Source organism: Actinophytocola sp., from assembly GCF_036402745.1.
Lineage (GTDB): Bacteria > Actinomycetota > Actinomycetes > Mycobacteriales > Pseudonocardiaceae > Actinophytocola.
Genome location: NZ_DASWSJ010000259.1, coordinates 1 through 13,743 on the forward strand (window position 1 = coordinate 1; position 13,743 = coordinate 13,743).

Below are 13,743 nucleotides of genomic sequence, written 5' to 3' on the forward strand. Positions count from 1 at the left end.
CGTGGGGCTCGTCGACTTCCGCTACCTGTCCGACGCGCTCACCGAGCAGGAGGCGCTCGACATCCTGCGTGCCGCCGAGCCCGGCCGCGCCGAGCGCACCGCGCACCTCCAGGCCGCCGGCTACCGCGCGTACAGCACGAGCGCCGGCTGGCTCGGCTACTCCGACGAGAAGCTGGTGCGCCTGGCCAAACAAGCCGTCGCGGACGGCTTCGACATGATCAAGCTGAAGGTCGGCGGCTCGCTGGACGACGACATCCGCCGCATGCGGCTGGCGCGCGAGGCCGTAGGCGCGGACATCCGGATCGCGGTGGACGCCAACCAGCGGTGGGACGTCGGGCCGGCGATCGAGTGGATGCGCGCGCTCGCGCCGTACGACCCGTACTGGATCGAGGAGCCGACCTCGCCCGACGACGTGCTCGGCCACCGGGCGATCGCGCAGGCCATCGCGCCGATCCGGGTGGCCACGGGCGAGCATGTGCAGAACCGGGTGGTGTTCAAACAGCTGCTGCAGGCCGGCGCGCTGTCGGTGCTGCAGCTGGACGCGGCGCGGGTCGGCGGCGTGAACGAGAACGTGGCGATCCTGTTGCTGGCGGCCAAGTTCGGCGTGCCGGTGTGCCCGCATGCCGGCGGGGTGGGTTTGTGCGAACTTGTGCGGCACCTGTCGATGTTCGACTTCGTCGCGGTGTCCGGAACTGATGCCGACCGTGCGATCGAGTGGGTCGACCACCTGCACGAGCACTTCACCGACCCGGCCGTCGTGCGCGGCGGGCGCTACCTCGCGCCCACCGAGCCGGGTTTCTCCGCGCGCATCCGTGATGAGAGCCTGGCCCGGTACGTGTTCCCCGACGGTCCAGAGTGGAGTTCCGAATGACCGACTTCGAGGGTCTGCGCGCGGTGGTCACCGGCGGCGCGTCCGGCATCGGCCTGGCGACCGCTTCGTTGCTGGCCTCTCGCGGCGCGACGGTGGCCGTGCTCGACCTGAAGCCGGACGTCGACGCGCCCTTGCTGGGCTTCCGCTGCGACGTGTCCGACGACGGCGAGGTGACCGCCGCCGTGTCGGCCGCCGTGGCCGCGCTCGGCGGGCTCGACGTGCTGGTGAACAACGCGGGCATCGGCGCCCAGGGCGACGTGACGGCCAACTCCGACGACGAGTGGCACCGCGTGCTGGACGTGAACGTGCTGGGCATGGCCCGGGTGCTCCGCGCCGCGCTGCCGCTGCTGCGGGACTCGCCGGCCGCGGCGGTGGTGAACACGTGCTCGATCGCGGCGTGGCAGGGCCTGCCGAACCGGGTGCTGTACTCGGCGAGCAAGGGCGCCGTGCTGGCGATGACGCTGGCGATGGCCACCGACCACCTCGACGACGGCATCCGCATCAACTGCGTGTGCCCCGGCACCGCCGACACCCCGTGGGTCGGCCGGCTGCTGGACTCGGCGGCCGACCCGGCCGCCGAGCGCGCCGCGCTGGCCGCCCGCCAGCCGATGGGCCGACTGGTCACGGCGGACGAGGTGGCGCACGCCATCGCCTACCTGGCGAGCCCGCTGTCCTCGTCGACGACGGGCACCGCCCTGGCCGTGGACGGCGGCATGTACGGCCTGCGCCCGCGCCCGAGGACCTGACGTGTCACTCCTCGTCGGCGCTGCCGAGGGCGTTCGTGAGCCACTGCTCCACCCCGGCCACGTGCACGGTGGCCCACGACCGGGCCAGTTCGGGCTCGTGCGCGGCTATCGCCTCGTAGATGGCCCGGTGCTGCTCGCGGGTCTTGGCCACCGCGCCCTCCTGGGTGAGCCCGCGCCAGATCCGCGCCCGCGTGGTCGGCCCCGACAGGCTGTCGATCAGCGAGCACAGCACCGGGTTGCCCGACCCGAGCGCGATCCGGCGGTGGAACTCCAGGTCGTTGGCCACCAGTGCCTCGACGGTCGGCGACTCGTCGAGTCCTTCGAGGAGGGTGGCTAGCTCGGCGATGTCCGCCTCGGTCATGCGCAGCGCCGCCATCGCGGTGGCCGCCGGCTCCAGGATCCGCCGCACGGCGAGGAAGTCGAGCACCGTGTCGTCGCGGTGGAAGTCGACGACGAAGGTCATCGCGTCGAGCAGCAGCTTGGGTTCGAGGCTGGTGACGTACGTGCCGTCGCCCTGCCGCACGTCGAGCACCCTGATCAGGCACAACGCCTTCACCGCCTCGCGCAGCGAGCTGCGCGACAGGCCGAGCCGCGAGGCCAGGTCGGCCTCCTTCGGCAAGCGGTCGCCCGGCGCCAGCTCGCCGGAGATGATCATGCCTTTGATCTTGTCGATCGCTTCGTCGGTGACCGGCATGGCACGACCCTTCAGCCCAGACCTCGGATGTTTCCCTCGCCAGAGTGCCACGAATGGAGGCCCGATGCGGGTAGCCCTGCACACTCGGCTCAAACCGGGCAAGGAGAGCGAGTACGAACGCGTCCACGCGGTGATTCCAGCCGAGCTGGACATCGCCCTGCGCGCGGCCGGTGTTTCGTCCTGGCGAATCTGGCGCGACGACCAGGACCTGTTCCACGTCGTCGAGGTCGAGGACTACGCCGCGATGCGGCACGCCCTGCGCGACCATCCGGCCAACACGTCCTGGCAGGCCAGGATGGCCGGGCTGCTGGCGGTCGAGGACGACTACTCCGGCGCCGACACGGGCCTGCAGCTGGTCTGGGAGCTGCCATGAACGTCACCGTCACTCCGCTCGGCCTCGGCTGCGCCCAGCTCGGCAACCTGTACCGGGCGATGTCCGACGAGAACGCCGCCGCCGTCGTCGACACCGCCTGGGCGCACGGCATCCGCTACTTCGACACCGCCCCGCACTACGGCCTCGGCCTGTCCGAGCGCCGGCTCGGCGCCGCGCTCGCGGGCCGGCCGCGGGACGAGTACGTGATCTCCACCAAGGTCGGCCGGCTGCTCGTGGACAACCCCGGCGGCGCGGGGGAGCGGGACACCGAGGGCTTCGACGTGCCGCGCACGCTGGTCCGCCGCCGCGACTACAGCCGCGACGGCGTGCTGCGCTCGCTCGAGTCGAGCCTGGACCGGCTGGGTACCGACCGGGTCGACATCGCGTTCGTGCACGACCCGGAGAACCACGTCGACGAGGTGCTCGCGGGGGCGCTGCCCGCGCTGGTCGAGCTGCGCGAGCAGGGCGTGCTCGGCGGGATCGGCCTGGGCATGAACCTCGACGCGGTGCTCGCCGAGTTCGTCCGCCGGGCCGACGTGGACGTGGTGATGATCGCCGGCCGGTACACGCTGCTGGAGCAGCCAGCGCTGGACGAGCTGCTGCCGCTGTGCGAGAAGCGGGGGGTCGCGGTGATGGCGGCCGGGGTGTTCAACTCGGGCATCCTCGCGTCGGCGACGCCCGGCCGGACGTACAACTACGCGGAGGCGCCGGCGCCGCTCGTGGCCCGCGCGGCGCGGATCGCGGAGGTGTGCGCGCGGCACGGGGTCGAGCTGCCGCAGGCGGCGATCGCGCTGCCGGCCGTGCACCCGGCGGTGGCGTCGGTGGTGCTGGGGGCGAGCACGCCGGCGCAGGTCGTGGCCAACGCGACGCGGGCCGCGGCGCCGGTGCCGGCGGCGTTGTGGTCCTCGTTGATCGCGGCGGGTCTGCTGCGCGCGGACACGCCTTTTCCCGGGGCGTCCGCATGATCGACGCGCATCACCACCTGTGGGACCCGGCGCGGCGGGAGTACCCGTGGATGGTCGGCTCCGCGCTGGATCCCGTTCGCCGCCCGTACACGCTGGAGGACCTGCGCCGGGTCGCGCCCGGGGTGTCGGGCACGGTGCTGGTGCAGACCGTGTCGTCGGTGTCCGAGACGGCGGAGTTCCTCGCGACGGCGGCGGCGAGCGACGGGCTGGTCGTCGGTGTCGTGGGCTGGGTGAACCTGGTGGCGCCCGACGTGGCCGAGCGGCTCGCGGAGCTGCGCGCGCTGCCGGGCGGGTCGCTGCTGGTGGGGATCCGGCACCAGGCGGAGAACGAGCCGGAGCCGGGCTGGCTGGTCCGCCCGGACGTGTTCCGTGGCCTGAAGGCGCTGGCGTCGGCGGGCTTGGCGTTCGACCTGCTGGTGAACCCGGCCCAGTACGCGTCGGCCGTCGAGCTGGCCGACCGGCTGCCGTCCGCGCGCCTGGTCCTGGACCACGCGGGCAAGCCGCCGATCGCGGCGGGCGGCTTCGCTGCGTGGGCCCCCGCGATCACCGAGCTGGCGCGGCGGCCGAACGTGTTCTGCAAGCTGTCCGGCCTGGTGACGGAGGCCGACTGGGTGTCGTGGAAGCCGTCGGACCTGGCGCCGTACGTGTCGCACGTGCTGTCGTCCTTCGGGCCGTCCCGGGTGATCTTCGGCTCGGACTGGCCGGTCTGCGAACTGGCCGCCACCTACGACGAGGTCGTCGACGTCGCCCGTTCGCTGACCGCGGGGCAGTCGAGGGACGAGCGGGCCGAGCTTTTCGGCGGCGCGGCCCGGCGGGCGTACGCCCTGCCGGGGTGATGCGTGTGCGCGGAATGTGCGCCCCTGACCGGATGGCGGTACGCCGGCGTGCGACCAGTGGTTAGTGTCTGCTCGACTTGTCGGGTCGGGGAGCACGCACTGGGGGTTGGCCGTGGGGTCCCGGATGTCCGTCGTCATGGCGATTCTGGTCGTAGTGGTAGCGATGCTCATCGGGCCGGGTCCGGTTGCCGGTGCGACGGAGCCGGCGGTCGCGGCTGACGAAGGGGGCACGTTCGCACCGATGTCGCCGGTGCGGGTGCTCGACACCCGGTGGGGCACGGGCGGGGTCACCGGCCCGGTCGGCGCCGGCCGGACGATCGCGCTGAACCTGTCGGCACGGATCCCGGCCGACGCGACGGCGGTCGTGCTCAACGTGACCGGCGTGAGCCCCACGGCGTCGACCTACGTGACGGTCTTCCCGCACGGGACGACCCGGCCGAACGCGTCGAACCTGAACCTGGTCCCCGGGGACGTCCGGCCGAACCTGGTGACCGTCGCGGTGGGCACCGGACGCAGCGTGGACCTGTACAACAACACGGGAAGCACCCACCTGCTCGCCGACCTGGCCGGCTACTACGGGCCCGGCGCCGGGGACAGGTACACAGCGCTTCCGCCGACCCGGATGCTGGACACCCGGACCCCCGGCCGGGCCCCGCTCGGTCCCGGCGGCACCGTGGTGCTCGAGCTGGCGGACCGGGTGCCGGCGTCGGCGACCGCGGTGACGTTGAACCTCACCGGCACGAACCCGACCACGTCGACGTTCGTGACGGCCTGGCCGACGGGAACCACCCGGCCGGCAGCGTCGAACCTGAACCTGACCGCCGGCCGCACCCGGCCGAACATGGTCACGGTCGCGCTCGGCTCGAACCGGCGGGTGAGCCTGTACAACAACAGCGGCGAGATCCACCTGATGGCCGACCTGACCGGCTTCTACACGCCGGACTACGGCGCCACGTTCGTGCCGCTGGCTCCGCGGCGAGTGCTGGACACCAGGAACGGCATCGAGTGGATGGGCGCCATCGATCCCCGCACGACGATCTCCTTCGAGACCGGCGCGCCGCAGACGGCGACCGCCGTGCTGCTGAACGTGACCGGTGTGCAGCCCACGGCCGCCACCTACGTGGGGGTCTGGACCCAGGGCGGCCGGTCGGCCGCGATCCCGTCGACGCTGAACCTCGCGGCCGGCGAGACCGCGGCCAACCTGTCCGCGGTGGCACTGGGCGCGGTCAACCCGGTCAGCGCGTACAACAACGCGGGCAGCGTGCACCTGGTCGGCGACCTCTCCGGCGTGTTCGTCGCGCCGGCGGCGACGTGCACGGTGGACTGCGCGTACACCTGGGGCGACAACGCCAACTGGCAGCTGGGCACCGGTCTGCCCAGGTACGACAACTGGGCGACGCCGGCGCGGGTCGTCGGGTTGTCCGGGGTCACCGCGCTCGCCGGCGGCAGAGAGGCGCGCTACGCGCTGCGCGCCGACGGCACGGTGTGGGCCTGGGGCGACAACTTCTTCGGTGAGCTCGGCAACGGCTGGCGTGGCGGGCGTTCCGCGGTTCCGATGCGCGTGACCGGGCTGTCCGGGGTCACGGCGATCGCGACCGGGTGGGACAGCGCGTTCGCCCTGCGCGCCGACGGCACGGTGTGGGCCTGGGGTGCCAACCTGCTAGGCGAGTTCGGCAACGGCACCTACGAGCCGTCCGTCGTGCCGGTCAGGGTGCCCGGCCTGACCGGCGTCACCGCGATCACCGCTGGTCCGTTCACGGTGAACGCGGTGCGCGCGGATGGCACCCTGTGGGAGTGGGGCGAGGACGCCGCCGGCGGCTCGCTCGTTCCCGTGCGGGTGCCTGGGCTGACCGGGATCACCGCCGCCGCCCGCGACGGTGTGCTCAGCTACGCGCTGCGCGACGACGGCACCGTGTGGACGACCTGGACGGCGCCCGCACAGGTGCCGGGCCTGACCGGCGTCACCGCCATCGCGGCCGGCGACATCACCGGATACGCACTACACGCCGACGGCACCGTGTCGGCCTGGGGCGACAACCGCTACGGCCAGTTCGGCAACGGCGTCACGTGCAACCCGAGCACCCACGCGGGCTGCAGTTCCTCGACGCCGGTGCGGGTGTCGGGCCTGACCGGGGTCTCGGCGCTCGCGGCCGGCGCGAGCGCCGCATACGCGTTGCGCGCCGACGGCACCGCGTGGGCCTGGGGCCGCGACGACGACTGCGGCCTCGGCGGCGGCGTCCCGTGCGACGGGGTGGGGGGACCCTGCCTGACCACGGTCCCGGTGCAGGTGCCCGGCCTCACCGGGGTCAGCGCCATCAGCACCGGCGGGGCGGTCACCGCGAGCGGTAGCCCCTGACGCTCCCGACGCCGGCCTTACGTCGCCGCACCGGCTAGGCACCCCAGCCGGCGGCGGCGCCGCCCACCCGCTCCGCGCAGATCTTCTCGAAGTAGCCCGAGCGCTTGTACGCCGCGATCGGGTCCGGGTCGATCCCCATGTCCTCCCGCGCGGACGCCAGCAGCGGCCGCACGTCGGTCGCGAACGCGTCGGTCAGCACGGCGTTCGCGGCCAGCACGTCGCCCGACGCCTGGAAGCCGCGCAGGGCGGCGGCATCGACGAGCAGGGCCTTGGCCGTCGCCTCCTGGACGTTCATCACCGAGCGAATGAGTGCGGGGATCTTCGGTTCGATGTTGTGACACTGGTCGAGCATGAAGGCGATCCCCGCGGCCGGCTCGAGCCCGCCGCCCAGCACGATCTCCACCATGATCCGGAACAGCTGGTACGGGTCCGCGGCGCCGACCATCAGGTCGTCGTCGGCGTAGAAGCGGGAGTTGAAGTGGAAACCGCCCAGCCGCGACCGGCCCAGCAGGAACGCCACGATGAACTCGATGTTCGTTCCTGGTGCGTGATGTCCGGTGTCCACCAGCACCCGCGCGGAAGGTCCCAGATCGACACAATGGGCATACGACGTGCCCCAGTCCGGCACGTCCATCGTGTAGAACGCGGGCTCGAAGAGCTTGTACTCCAACAACATCCGCTGCGCCGGGCCCAACCGCGCGTACACCGCCCGCAACGCCTCCGACAGCCGCGACTGCCGGTCGGCGATGGAGTCCTGGCCCGGATAGTTGGTCCCGTCGGCGAACCACAGCGACAGGTCGGCAGACCCGGTGACGTCCATGATGTCGACGCACTCCAGGAGGTGGTCCAGCGCCTTGCGGCGCACCGCCTGGTCGGGGTGGCACACGCTCCCGAGCCGGTAGTCGTCCTCCTGGAACACGTTCGGGTTGATCGCCCCGATGCCGACGCCCCGGTCGCGGGCGTGCCGGGCGAGGTCGCCGTAGTCGGCCACCGCGTCCCACGGGATGTGCAGCGCCACGGTCGGCGCGACGCCGGTGAACCGGTGCACCGTCGCCGCGTCGTCGACCTTCTCGTACGCGTTGCGCGGCACGCCCTCCTGCGCGAACACCTTGAACCGGGTGCCCGAGTTGCCGTACGCCCACGACGGCGTCTCGATGTGCTGCGCCCGCAACGCCGCCCGCACGGCTGAGTGATCGTTCATGGAGTAGTCCGATCAGAAGTTGAAGTCGTCGATGTTGTCGGCCTTGAACACGGTGGGCGGACCGAGGATCACCTCGCCGTCCTTGCCGATCGTGTACTCGCCGAGCTTGCCGGCCGTGAACTTCTCGCCCTCGGCGCCGCTGATCTGGCCCGACGCGAGCGCCGCGGCCGCGTACGCGGCGAGGTAGCCCAGCTCGCCCGGGTCCCACAGCGCGAACTCGCTGACCGTGCCGTCCTTGACGAACTGGCGCAGCTGGTTCGGCGTGCCGAGCCCGGTGAGCTTCACCTTCCCCTTGTGCGGCGACGACGACAGGTACCGCGCGGCGGCCGCGATCCCGACCGTCGTCGGCGACACGATGCCCTTGAGGTCCGGAGTGGACTGCAGCAGCGCCTGCGCCTCCTGGAACGACTTCTGGTCGTCGTCGTCCCCGTAGGCCACGGTCACCAGCTGGATCTTGGCGTACTCCGGCTTCTTCAGCTCGTCCTTCATGAAGCCGATCCACGTGTTCTGGTTCGTCGCGTTCGGCGTCGCGGACAGGATCGCGATCTTGCCCTCGCCGCCGATCTGGTCGGCGATCAGCTTGATCTGCGACCGGCCGATCTCCTCGGAGCTGGCCTGGTTGACGAACACGTCGCGGGCGTCCTTGGCCGCGTCGGAGTCCAGCGTGACCACCGCGATGTCGTTGCTCATCGCGTCCTTCAGCGCCGGCGCCACCGCGTTCGGGTCGTTCGCGGCGATGACGATCGCGTCCTGCCGCTGCTGGATCAGCGTGTTGATGTAGGACACCTGCGAGGAGGCCGACGCGTCCGACGGGCCGACCGCCTTTCCCGTGCCCTTGAGCTCGGTCACCGCGTCGGTGCCGCCCTTGTCCATCACGGTCATGTACGGGTTGTCGATCTCCTTGGGCAGGAAGGCGATCTTGAGTCCCTCCTTGAGCTTGGCGCCGGGGTCGGCGCTGCGCTCGGTCCCGGTACCGCCGTTGCCAGCGGCGGCGTCAGACCCCTTGGTGGTCCCGCCGCAGCCGGCGATCAGGGTCAGCACCAGGCCGACCCCCACTGTCCACCTGAGACGATTCGAGTGGAGCATCCTTGGTCCTCCTCGGCTTGAACACCACTGGGACGAGTACGGAGAGGATGAGCAGGAGCCCGGTGATCACGTTCTGGATCTCGTTGCTCACGTCCTCGAGGAACAGCACGTTGCGCAGCCCGGCCATGGCCAGCAGCGCCGTGGCCACGCCGAGCACGGTGCCGCGGCCGCCGAAGATCGACACGCCGCCCAGCAGCACGGCGGCCACCGCGACCAGCTCCATGCCGTTCGCGTTGTCCGCGCGGGCGCTGTTGTAGCGCAGCGTGTAGATCAGCGACGCGAGCGCGGCCAGCGCGCCGGAGACCAGGTACAGCGCCATCTTCACCCGGTCCACCCGGATGCCGGAGAACCGCGCGGTCTCCGCCCCGAGCCCGATCGCGTACAGCGCCCGGCCGGCCGGCGTGACGTGCACGAGCAGCGCCACGGCGACGCCGACGACGATCACCACGACGGTGGCGTAGGGCAGGAACGTGCCCGGGATCGCGTCCGTCGCGAGTGGACGGTAGTTCTCCGGGAAGCCGGTGACCGCGCGGTCGCCGAGCAGCACGTACGCGAGCCCGCGGTAGAGGCCGAGCGTGCCGATGGTGACCGCGAGCGAGGGCAGCCCGAACCGGACGACGAGCACCGCGTTGACCGAGCCGAGCACGACGCCGGCGAGGACCACGATCGGCACGACGGTCTCGAACGACAGGCCGGCATCCCACAGCGCGCCGGTCAGCGCGGAGCAGAAGCCCAGCACCGAGGCCACCGACAGGTCGATCTCGCCGGTGAGCACGATCGGCAGCAGCGCGAACGCCAGCAGCGCGACCTCGCTGTAGTCGAGCAGGAGGAAGCTGATGTTGCCCTGCTCGGCGAACCCGCCGGTGCGGGTGGCGCCGTAGGCGAACACGGCGACGCACAGTCCCAGTAGGACGGTCTCCCAGCGCCTATCCCGCACGGCGCACCGCCCGTTCCGCCCGCAGCCGCGCGGCGAGCCGGACCATCACCGCGCGGTCCAGCGAGATCGCCACCAGCAGTGCCGCGCCGTCCACCGCGCGCTGCCAGAACGCGGGCACACCGAGGATCGGCAGCGCGCTCGTCACCGTGGTGAGCAGCAGCGCGCCGAGCGCCGCGCCGACGACCGTGCCGCTGCCGCCGAAGATCGCGACCCCGCCGACCACGACCGCGGCGACGACGGCGAGCTCGCGGCCGGTGCCGACCGAGGCGTTGATCGTGCCGAAGTACGCGGCGTGCAGCACGCCGCCGAGGCCGACGAGCGCGCCGGAGACCACGAACGCGGCGAACACCCGCCGGCCGGTGGGGATGCCGGCGAGCCGCGCGGCGTCCGGGTTGGACCCGATCGCGTACAGCTCGCGGCCGGCGCGGTAGTTGTGCAGCGCGTACGCGGTGACGCCGAGGACCGCGAGTGCGATCAGCGTCAGGTTCGGGATGCCGAGGACCGCGCCGCTGCCGAAGGACAGGAACTCCGGCGACATCTGGTAGGCGTTGACCTGCTGCACGCCGGTGGCCGACGCCCACGCGTAGTCGATGCCGCGGAACACGTACAGCGTGCCGAGCGTGACGACGAGCGCCGGCACCTTGGCGACGGCGACCAGCGCGCCGTTGACGGCCCCGCACACCGCGCCCATCGCGATGCCGGCCAGCACCACCAGGATCACCGGCGTGTTCTGGTCGTGCAGGAACAGCTGTCCACTGAGGAACGCGGTCAGGCCCATCACCGAGCCGACGGACAGGTCGATGTTGCGGGTGATCACGAGCAGCGTCTGGCCCACCGCGAGCAGCGCGATGATCGACGCGTTGAGGAACAGGTCGTGCAGCCCCTGGCCGGACAGGAAGCTGGGCCGGGCGACCGTGGCCGCGGCGACCACCGCGACGAGCGCGACGACGATGCCGAGCTCGCGCCCGGTCCTGTTCGTGGCCTTGCGCGCGGCCCCGTCCTTGTTCGTCGCCTTCGCGGCCTTCGTCGGCGTCTCGGTCACCCGGCACCCCCGGTGGCGGCGTGCATGACGGCCTCCTCGGTCGCGGCGGAACCGGCGAGCTCGGCGGCGATCCGGCCCTCGTGCATCACGAGCACCCGGTCGGCCATGCCGAGCACCTCGGACAGCTCCGAGGAGATCATCAGCACCGCGATGCCCTGCGCCGCGAGGTCCGCGAGCAGCGCGTGCACCTCGACCTTGGCGCCGACGTCGATGCCCCGCGTCGGCTCGTCGACGATCAGCACGGTCGGCTCGGTGGCGAGCCACTTGCCGAGGACCACCTTCTGCTGGTTGCCGCCCGACAGCGTCGCGACCGGATCGGTGAGCCGCCGGAACCGCACGCCGAGCCGGGTGGCCCACTCGCCGGCGACCGCGCGTTCCCGGCCCCGGCTCATCACGCCCCACCGCGACGCCGCGCGCAGCCGGGGGAGCGTGGCGTTGCGCTCGATGGAGAGGTCGAGGATGAGCCCCTGCTCCCGCCGGTCCTCGGGCACCATGGCGACCCCGGCGGCGATGGCCGCCCGCGGGTCGCCCGCGCGCAGCGCGCGCCCGCCGACGAGCACCGTGCCACGGTCCCGCCCGTCGACCCCGAAGATCGCCCTGGCCACCTCGGATCGCCCGGACCCGACAAGCCCGGCGAGCCCGACGATCTCCCCGCGCCGCACGTCGAAGGACACGTCGTGGAAGACCCCGGTCCTGGTCAGCCCCTCGACGGTGAGTGCCGGGTCGGCGGCACCTTCCGCGGCGGCACGGTCGGGGAAGAGCTGCTCGACCGCGCGGCCGACCATGCTGCGCACCAGGCCGTCCCGGTCGAGGTCGGCCATCGGCGAGGTCGTGACCAGGGCGCCGTCGCGCAGGACGGTCACCCGCTGGCACAACGCCTCCAGCTCCTCGAGCCGGTGGGAGATGAACAGCAGCGCGGCGCCACCCTCGGCAAGCCGCCGGGCCACCCGGAACAGCCGCTCGGCCTCCACAGTGGACAGTGCGGCGGTCGGCTCGTCCATCACGATGATCCGCGCCTGCGCGGCGAGCGCCTTCGCGATCTCGATGATCTGCTGGTCGGCGATGGACAGCCCGCGGGTGACCCGGTCCGGGTCGATGGGCACGCCGAGCGAGTCGAACAGCTCCGCGGTCCGCCGGCGCATCGCCGCGCGGTCGATGCGGCGGCCGGCGCGCAGCGGCTGGCGGCCCATGAAGACGTTCTCGGCCACGGTGAGGTCGGGGAACTGGCTCGGCTCCTGGTGGATCACCGCGATGCCGTGCTGCTGGGCCTCGCGCGGGCCGGTGAACCGCCGCGGCTCGCCGTCGAGCAGCAGCTCACCCGCGTCGGGCTGGTGCTCGCCGCCGATGATGCGGACCACTGTGGACTTGCCGGCGCCGTTCTCGCCGGCGAGCCCGTGCACCTCGCCGGGGAGGAGCTCCAGGGAGACCCCGCGCAGCGCCCGCACGGCGTCGAAGGACTTGTGCACGTCGCGGAGCTCGAGCAGAGCCGGCACTGGCGTCACCCGCCTCCGTCCGTGTGAAACGTTTCACAGGCGCTGGCTGGGAAGCTAGCCGAGCGTCGCGCGGACCGTCAAGGGAGGTCCGTTGAGACGTTTCGGATCCGTTGTCCCGCTTAGACTCGGTTCGGTGAGCTTTCCCCTCGGCGCCTCGGCGACGCTCGACGAGCTGTCGTCGAACCCGCACCCGCTGCTGGCCCGGCTGCGGGCGGCCGAGCCGGTGTCGTGGGTGCCGGTCCTGAACGGCTGGCTGGTCACCCGGCACGACCTGGCGCTGCGGGTGATGCGTGACGCGGCGGCGTTCACCGTCGACGACCCGCGGTTCTCGACCGCGCGCGTGGTCGGCCCGTCGATGCTGTCGCTGGACGGTGCCGAGCACGCGCGGCACCGGGACCCGTTCGTGCCGCCGTTTCGCCCGGCGCCGGTCCGGGACCGGTTCGCGGGCTTCGTGGCGACCGTGGTGGCCGAGCTGATCGACTCGTTCGCGGATGGCGCCACGGAGCTGCGGTCGTCGTTCGCGGGTCCGCTGGCGGTGGCGGTGGTGGCCGACGCGCTGGGCCTGACCGGCGCGGACGCGGCCACCGTGCGGTCCTGGTACGCGGCGATCGTGGAGTCGGTGTCGGCGGTGACCGCCGGCGGCTCGCCGACCGCGGCGGGCGCGACGGCGTACGCGGCGCTGGGCGAGAGCGTGACCCGGACCCTGGAGGCGGGTGACGAGCACTCTGTTCTGGTGGCCGCCGCCGCGGGCCTGACCGAGCCCGAGGTGGTGTCGAACGCGGCGGTCCTGATGTTCGGCGGCATGGACACGACCGAGGCGATGATCACCAACCTCGTGCGCCACCTGCTGCTCACCCCGACCCCGCCGGCCCAGCTGCCGAACGCGATCGAGGAGTCCGTCCGCCTGGAACCGGCCGCGGCCGTGATCGACCGCTACGCCACCGGCGACGTCGTCCTCGCCGACGCCCCGGTCCGCGCCGGCGACCTGGTGGTCGTGTCGATCGCCGGCGCGAACCGGGACCCGGCGCTGTTCGCCGGCCCCGACGTGTTCGACCCGGGCCGCGCGAACGCCCGGCTGAACCTGGCGTTCGCCCAGGGCCCGCACTTCTGCCTGGGCGCCCGCCTGGCCCGCAAGGAGGCGGA

General features: G+C 72.5%; 13 protein-coding genes. 7 read left to right on the forward strand and 6 right to left on the reverse strand.

From position 1 onward, the window contains the following. Both VGD70_RS24480 and VGD70_RS24485 read left to right on the forward strand, forming a co-directional pair. The coding region (locus tag VGD70_RS24480) for an enolase C-terminal domain-like protein (protein WP_331085206.1) at positions 1-871 on the forward strand (871 nt) is incomplete at its 5' end. Further along, positions 868-1,617 (forward strand): SDR family oxidoreductase, encoded by a 750-nt coding sequence (locus VGD70_RS24485; RefSeq protein WP_331085208.1) that lies wholly within the window; start codon positions 868-870, stop codon positions 1,615-1,617. The genes VGD70_RS24480 and VGD70_RS24485, both read left to right, overlap by 4 nt. A gap of 4 nt (positions 1,618-1,621) precedes the next feature. On the opposite strand, the gene VGD70_RS24490 is transcribed toward VGD70_RS24485, so the two are convergent. Continuing rightward, positions 1,622-2,311 (reverse strand): FadR/GntR family transcriptional regulator, encoded by a 690-nt coding sequence (locus VGD70_RS24490; RefSeq protein WP_331085210.1) that lies wholly within the window; start codon positions 2,309-2,311, stop codon positions 1,622-1,624. A gap of 64 nt (positions 2,312-2,375) precedes the next feature. Between VGD70_RS24490 and VGD70_RS24495 the strand changes: the two genes are divergently transcribed. The 4 genes from VGD70_RS24495 (at position 2,376) to VGD70_RS24510 (ending at position 6,841) form a co-directional block, all read left to right on the forward strand. Then, the gene (locus tag VGD70_RS24495) at positions 2,376-2,684 is read left to right on the forward strand and encodes an L-rhamnose mutarotase (protein ID WP_331085212.1); all 309 of its coding nucleotides are present in this window, start codon (positions 2,376-2,378) and stop codon (positions 2,682-2,684) included. Continuing rightward, on the forward strand, positions 2,681-3,649 hold the full coding sequence (locus VGD70_RS24500) for an aldo/keto reductase (protein WP_331085214.1): 969 nt from the start codon (positions 2,681-2,683) through the stop codon (positions 3,647-3,649). The genes VGD70_RS24495 and VGD70_RS24500 overlap by 4 nt, the downstream gene beginning before the upstream one ends. Beyond that, entirely contained in the window at positions 3,646-4,485 is an 840-nt protein-coding gene (locus VGD70_RS24505) for an amidohydrolase family protein (protein ID WP_331085216.1), read from the forward strand. Before VGD70_RS24500 ends, VGD70_RS24505 begins: the two co-directional genes overlap by 4 nt. Positions 4,486-4,726: 241 nt before the next feature. Then, positions 4,727-6,841 (forward strand): hypothetical protein, encoded by a 2,115-nt coding sequence (locus VGD70_RS24510; protein WP_331085218.1) that lies wholly within the window; start codon positions 4,727-4,729, stop codon positions 6,839-6,841. A gap of 34 nt (positions 6,842-6,875) precedes the next feature. Here VGD70_RS24510 and rhaI read toward each other — a convergent pair whose 3' ends face one another. Genes rhaI through VGD70_RS24535 form a run of 5 tightly spaced genes read right to left on the reverse strand, consistent with a single transcriptional unit; the run spans position 6,876 to position 12,600 of the window. Next, positions 6,876-8,042: an L-rhamnose isomerase gene (rhaI, locus tag VGD70_RS24515; RefSeq protein WP_331085220.1), complete on the reverse strand. Its 1,167-nt coding sequence runs from the start codon at positions 8,040-8,042 to the stop codon at positions 6,876-6,878. Positions 8,043-8,054: 12 nt separating this feature from the next. Continuing rightward, positions 8,055-9,128 carry a rhamnose ABC transporter substrate-binding protein gene (gene rhaS, locus VGD70_RS24520; RefSeq protein WP_331085221.1) on the reverse strand — a complete coding sequence of 358 codons (1,074 nt, stop codon included), beginning with the start codon at positions 9,126-9,128 and terminating at the stop codon, positions 8,055-8,057. Further along, complete coding sequence (locus tag VGD70_RS24525; RefSeq protein WP_331085223.1) at positions 9,037-10,065, reverse strand: ABC transporter permease; 1,029 nt, start codon at positions 10,063-10,065, stop codon at positions 9,037-9,039. Before VGD70_RS24525 ends, rhaS begins: the two co-directional genes overlap by 92 nt. Beyond that, positions 10,055-11,107, reverse strand: coding sequence for an ABC transporter permease (locus VGD70_RS24530; protein WP_331085225.1), 1,053 nt, complete (start codon positions 11,105-11,107; stop codon positions 10,055-10,057). The genes VGD70_RS24525 and VGD70_RS24530 overlap by 11 nt, the downstream gene beginning before the upstream one ends. Continuing rightward, positions 11,104-12,600 carry a sugar ABC transporter ATP-binding protein gene (locus tag VGD70_RS24535; RefSeq protein ID WP_414638046.1) on the reverse strand — a complete coding sequence of 499 codons (1,497 nt, stop codon included), beginning with the start codon at positions 12,598-12,600 and terminating at the stop codon, positions 11,104-11,106. The genes VGD70_RS24530 and VGD70_RS24535 overlap by 4 nt, the downstream gene beginning before the upstream one ends. Positions 12,601-12,733: 133 nt before the next feature. Here VGD70_RS24535 and VGD70_RS24540 point away from each other — a divergent pair. Further along, positions 12,734-13,743: cytochrome P450 (locus VGD70_RS24540; RefSeq protein WP_331085228.1), on the forward strand; the 1,010-nt coding region annotated here is incomplete at its 3' end.

Bases quoted from the DNA above. Each gene is read 5' to 3' on its own strand.
- VGD70_RS24490 (WP_331085210.1), bottom strand. From the start codon at position 2,311: ATGCCGGTCACCGACGAAGCGATCGACAAGATCAAAGGCATGATCATC.
- VGD70_RS24495 (WP_331085212.1), top strand. From the start codon at position 2,376: ATGCGGGTAGCCCTGCACACTCGGCTCAAACCGGGCAAGGAGAGCGAG.
- rhaI (WP_331085220.1), bottom strand. From the start codon at position 8,042: ATGAACGATCACTCAGCCGTGCGGGCGGCGTTGCGGGCGCAGCACATC.
- VGD70_RS24510 (WP_331085218.1), top strand. From the start codon at position 4,727: ATGTCGCCGGTGCGGGTGCTCGACACCCGGTGGGGCACGGGCGGGGTC.
- VGD70_RS24505 (WP_331085216.1), top strand. From the start codon at position 3,646: ATGATCGACGCGCATCACCACCTGTGGGACCCGGCGCGGCGGGAGTAC.
- rhaS (WP_331085221.1), bottom strand. From the start codon at position 9,128: ATGCTCCACTCGAATCGTCTCAGGTGGACAGTGGGGGTCGGCCTGGTG.
- VGD70_RS24485 (WP_331085208.1), top strand. From the start codon at position 868: ATGACCGACTTCGAGGGTCTGCGCGCGGTGGTCACCGGCGGCGCGTCC.
- VGD70_RS24500 (WP_331085214.1), top strand. From the start codon at position 2,681: ATGAACGTCACCGTCACTCCGCTCGGCCTCGGCTGCGCCCAGCTCGGC.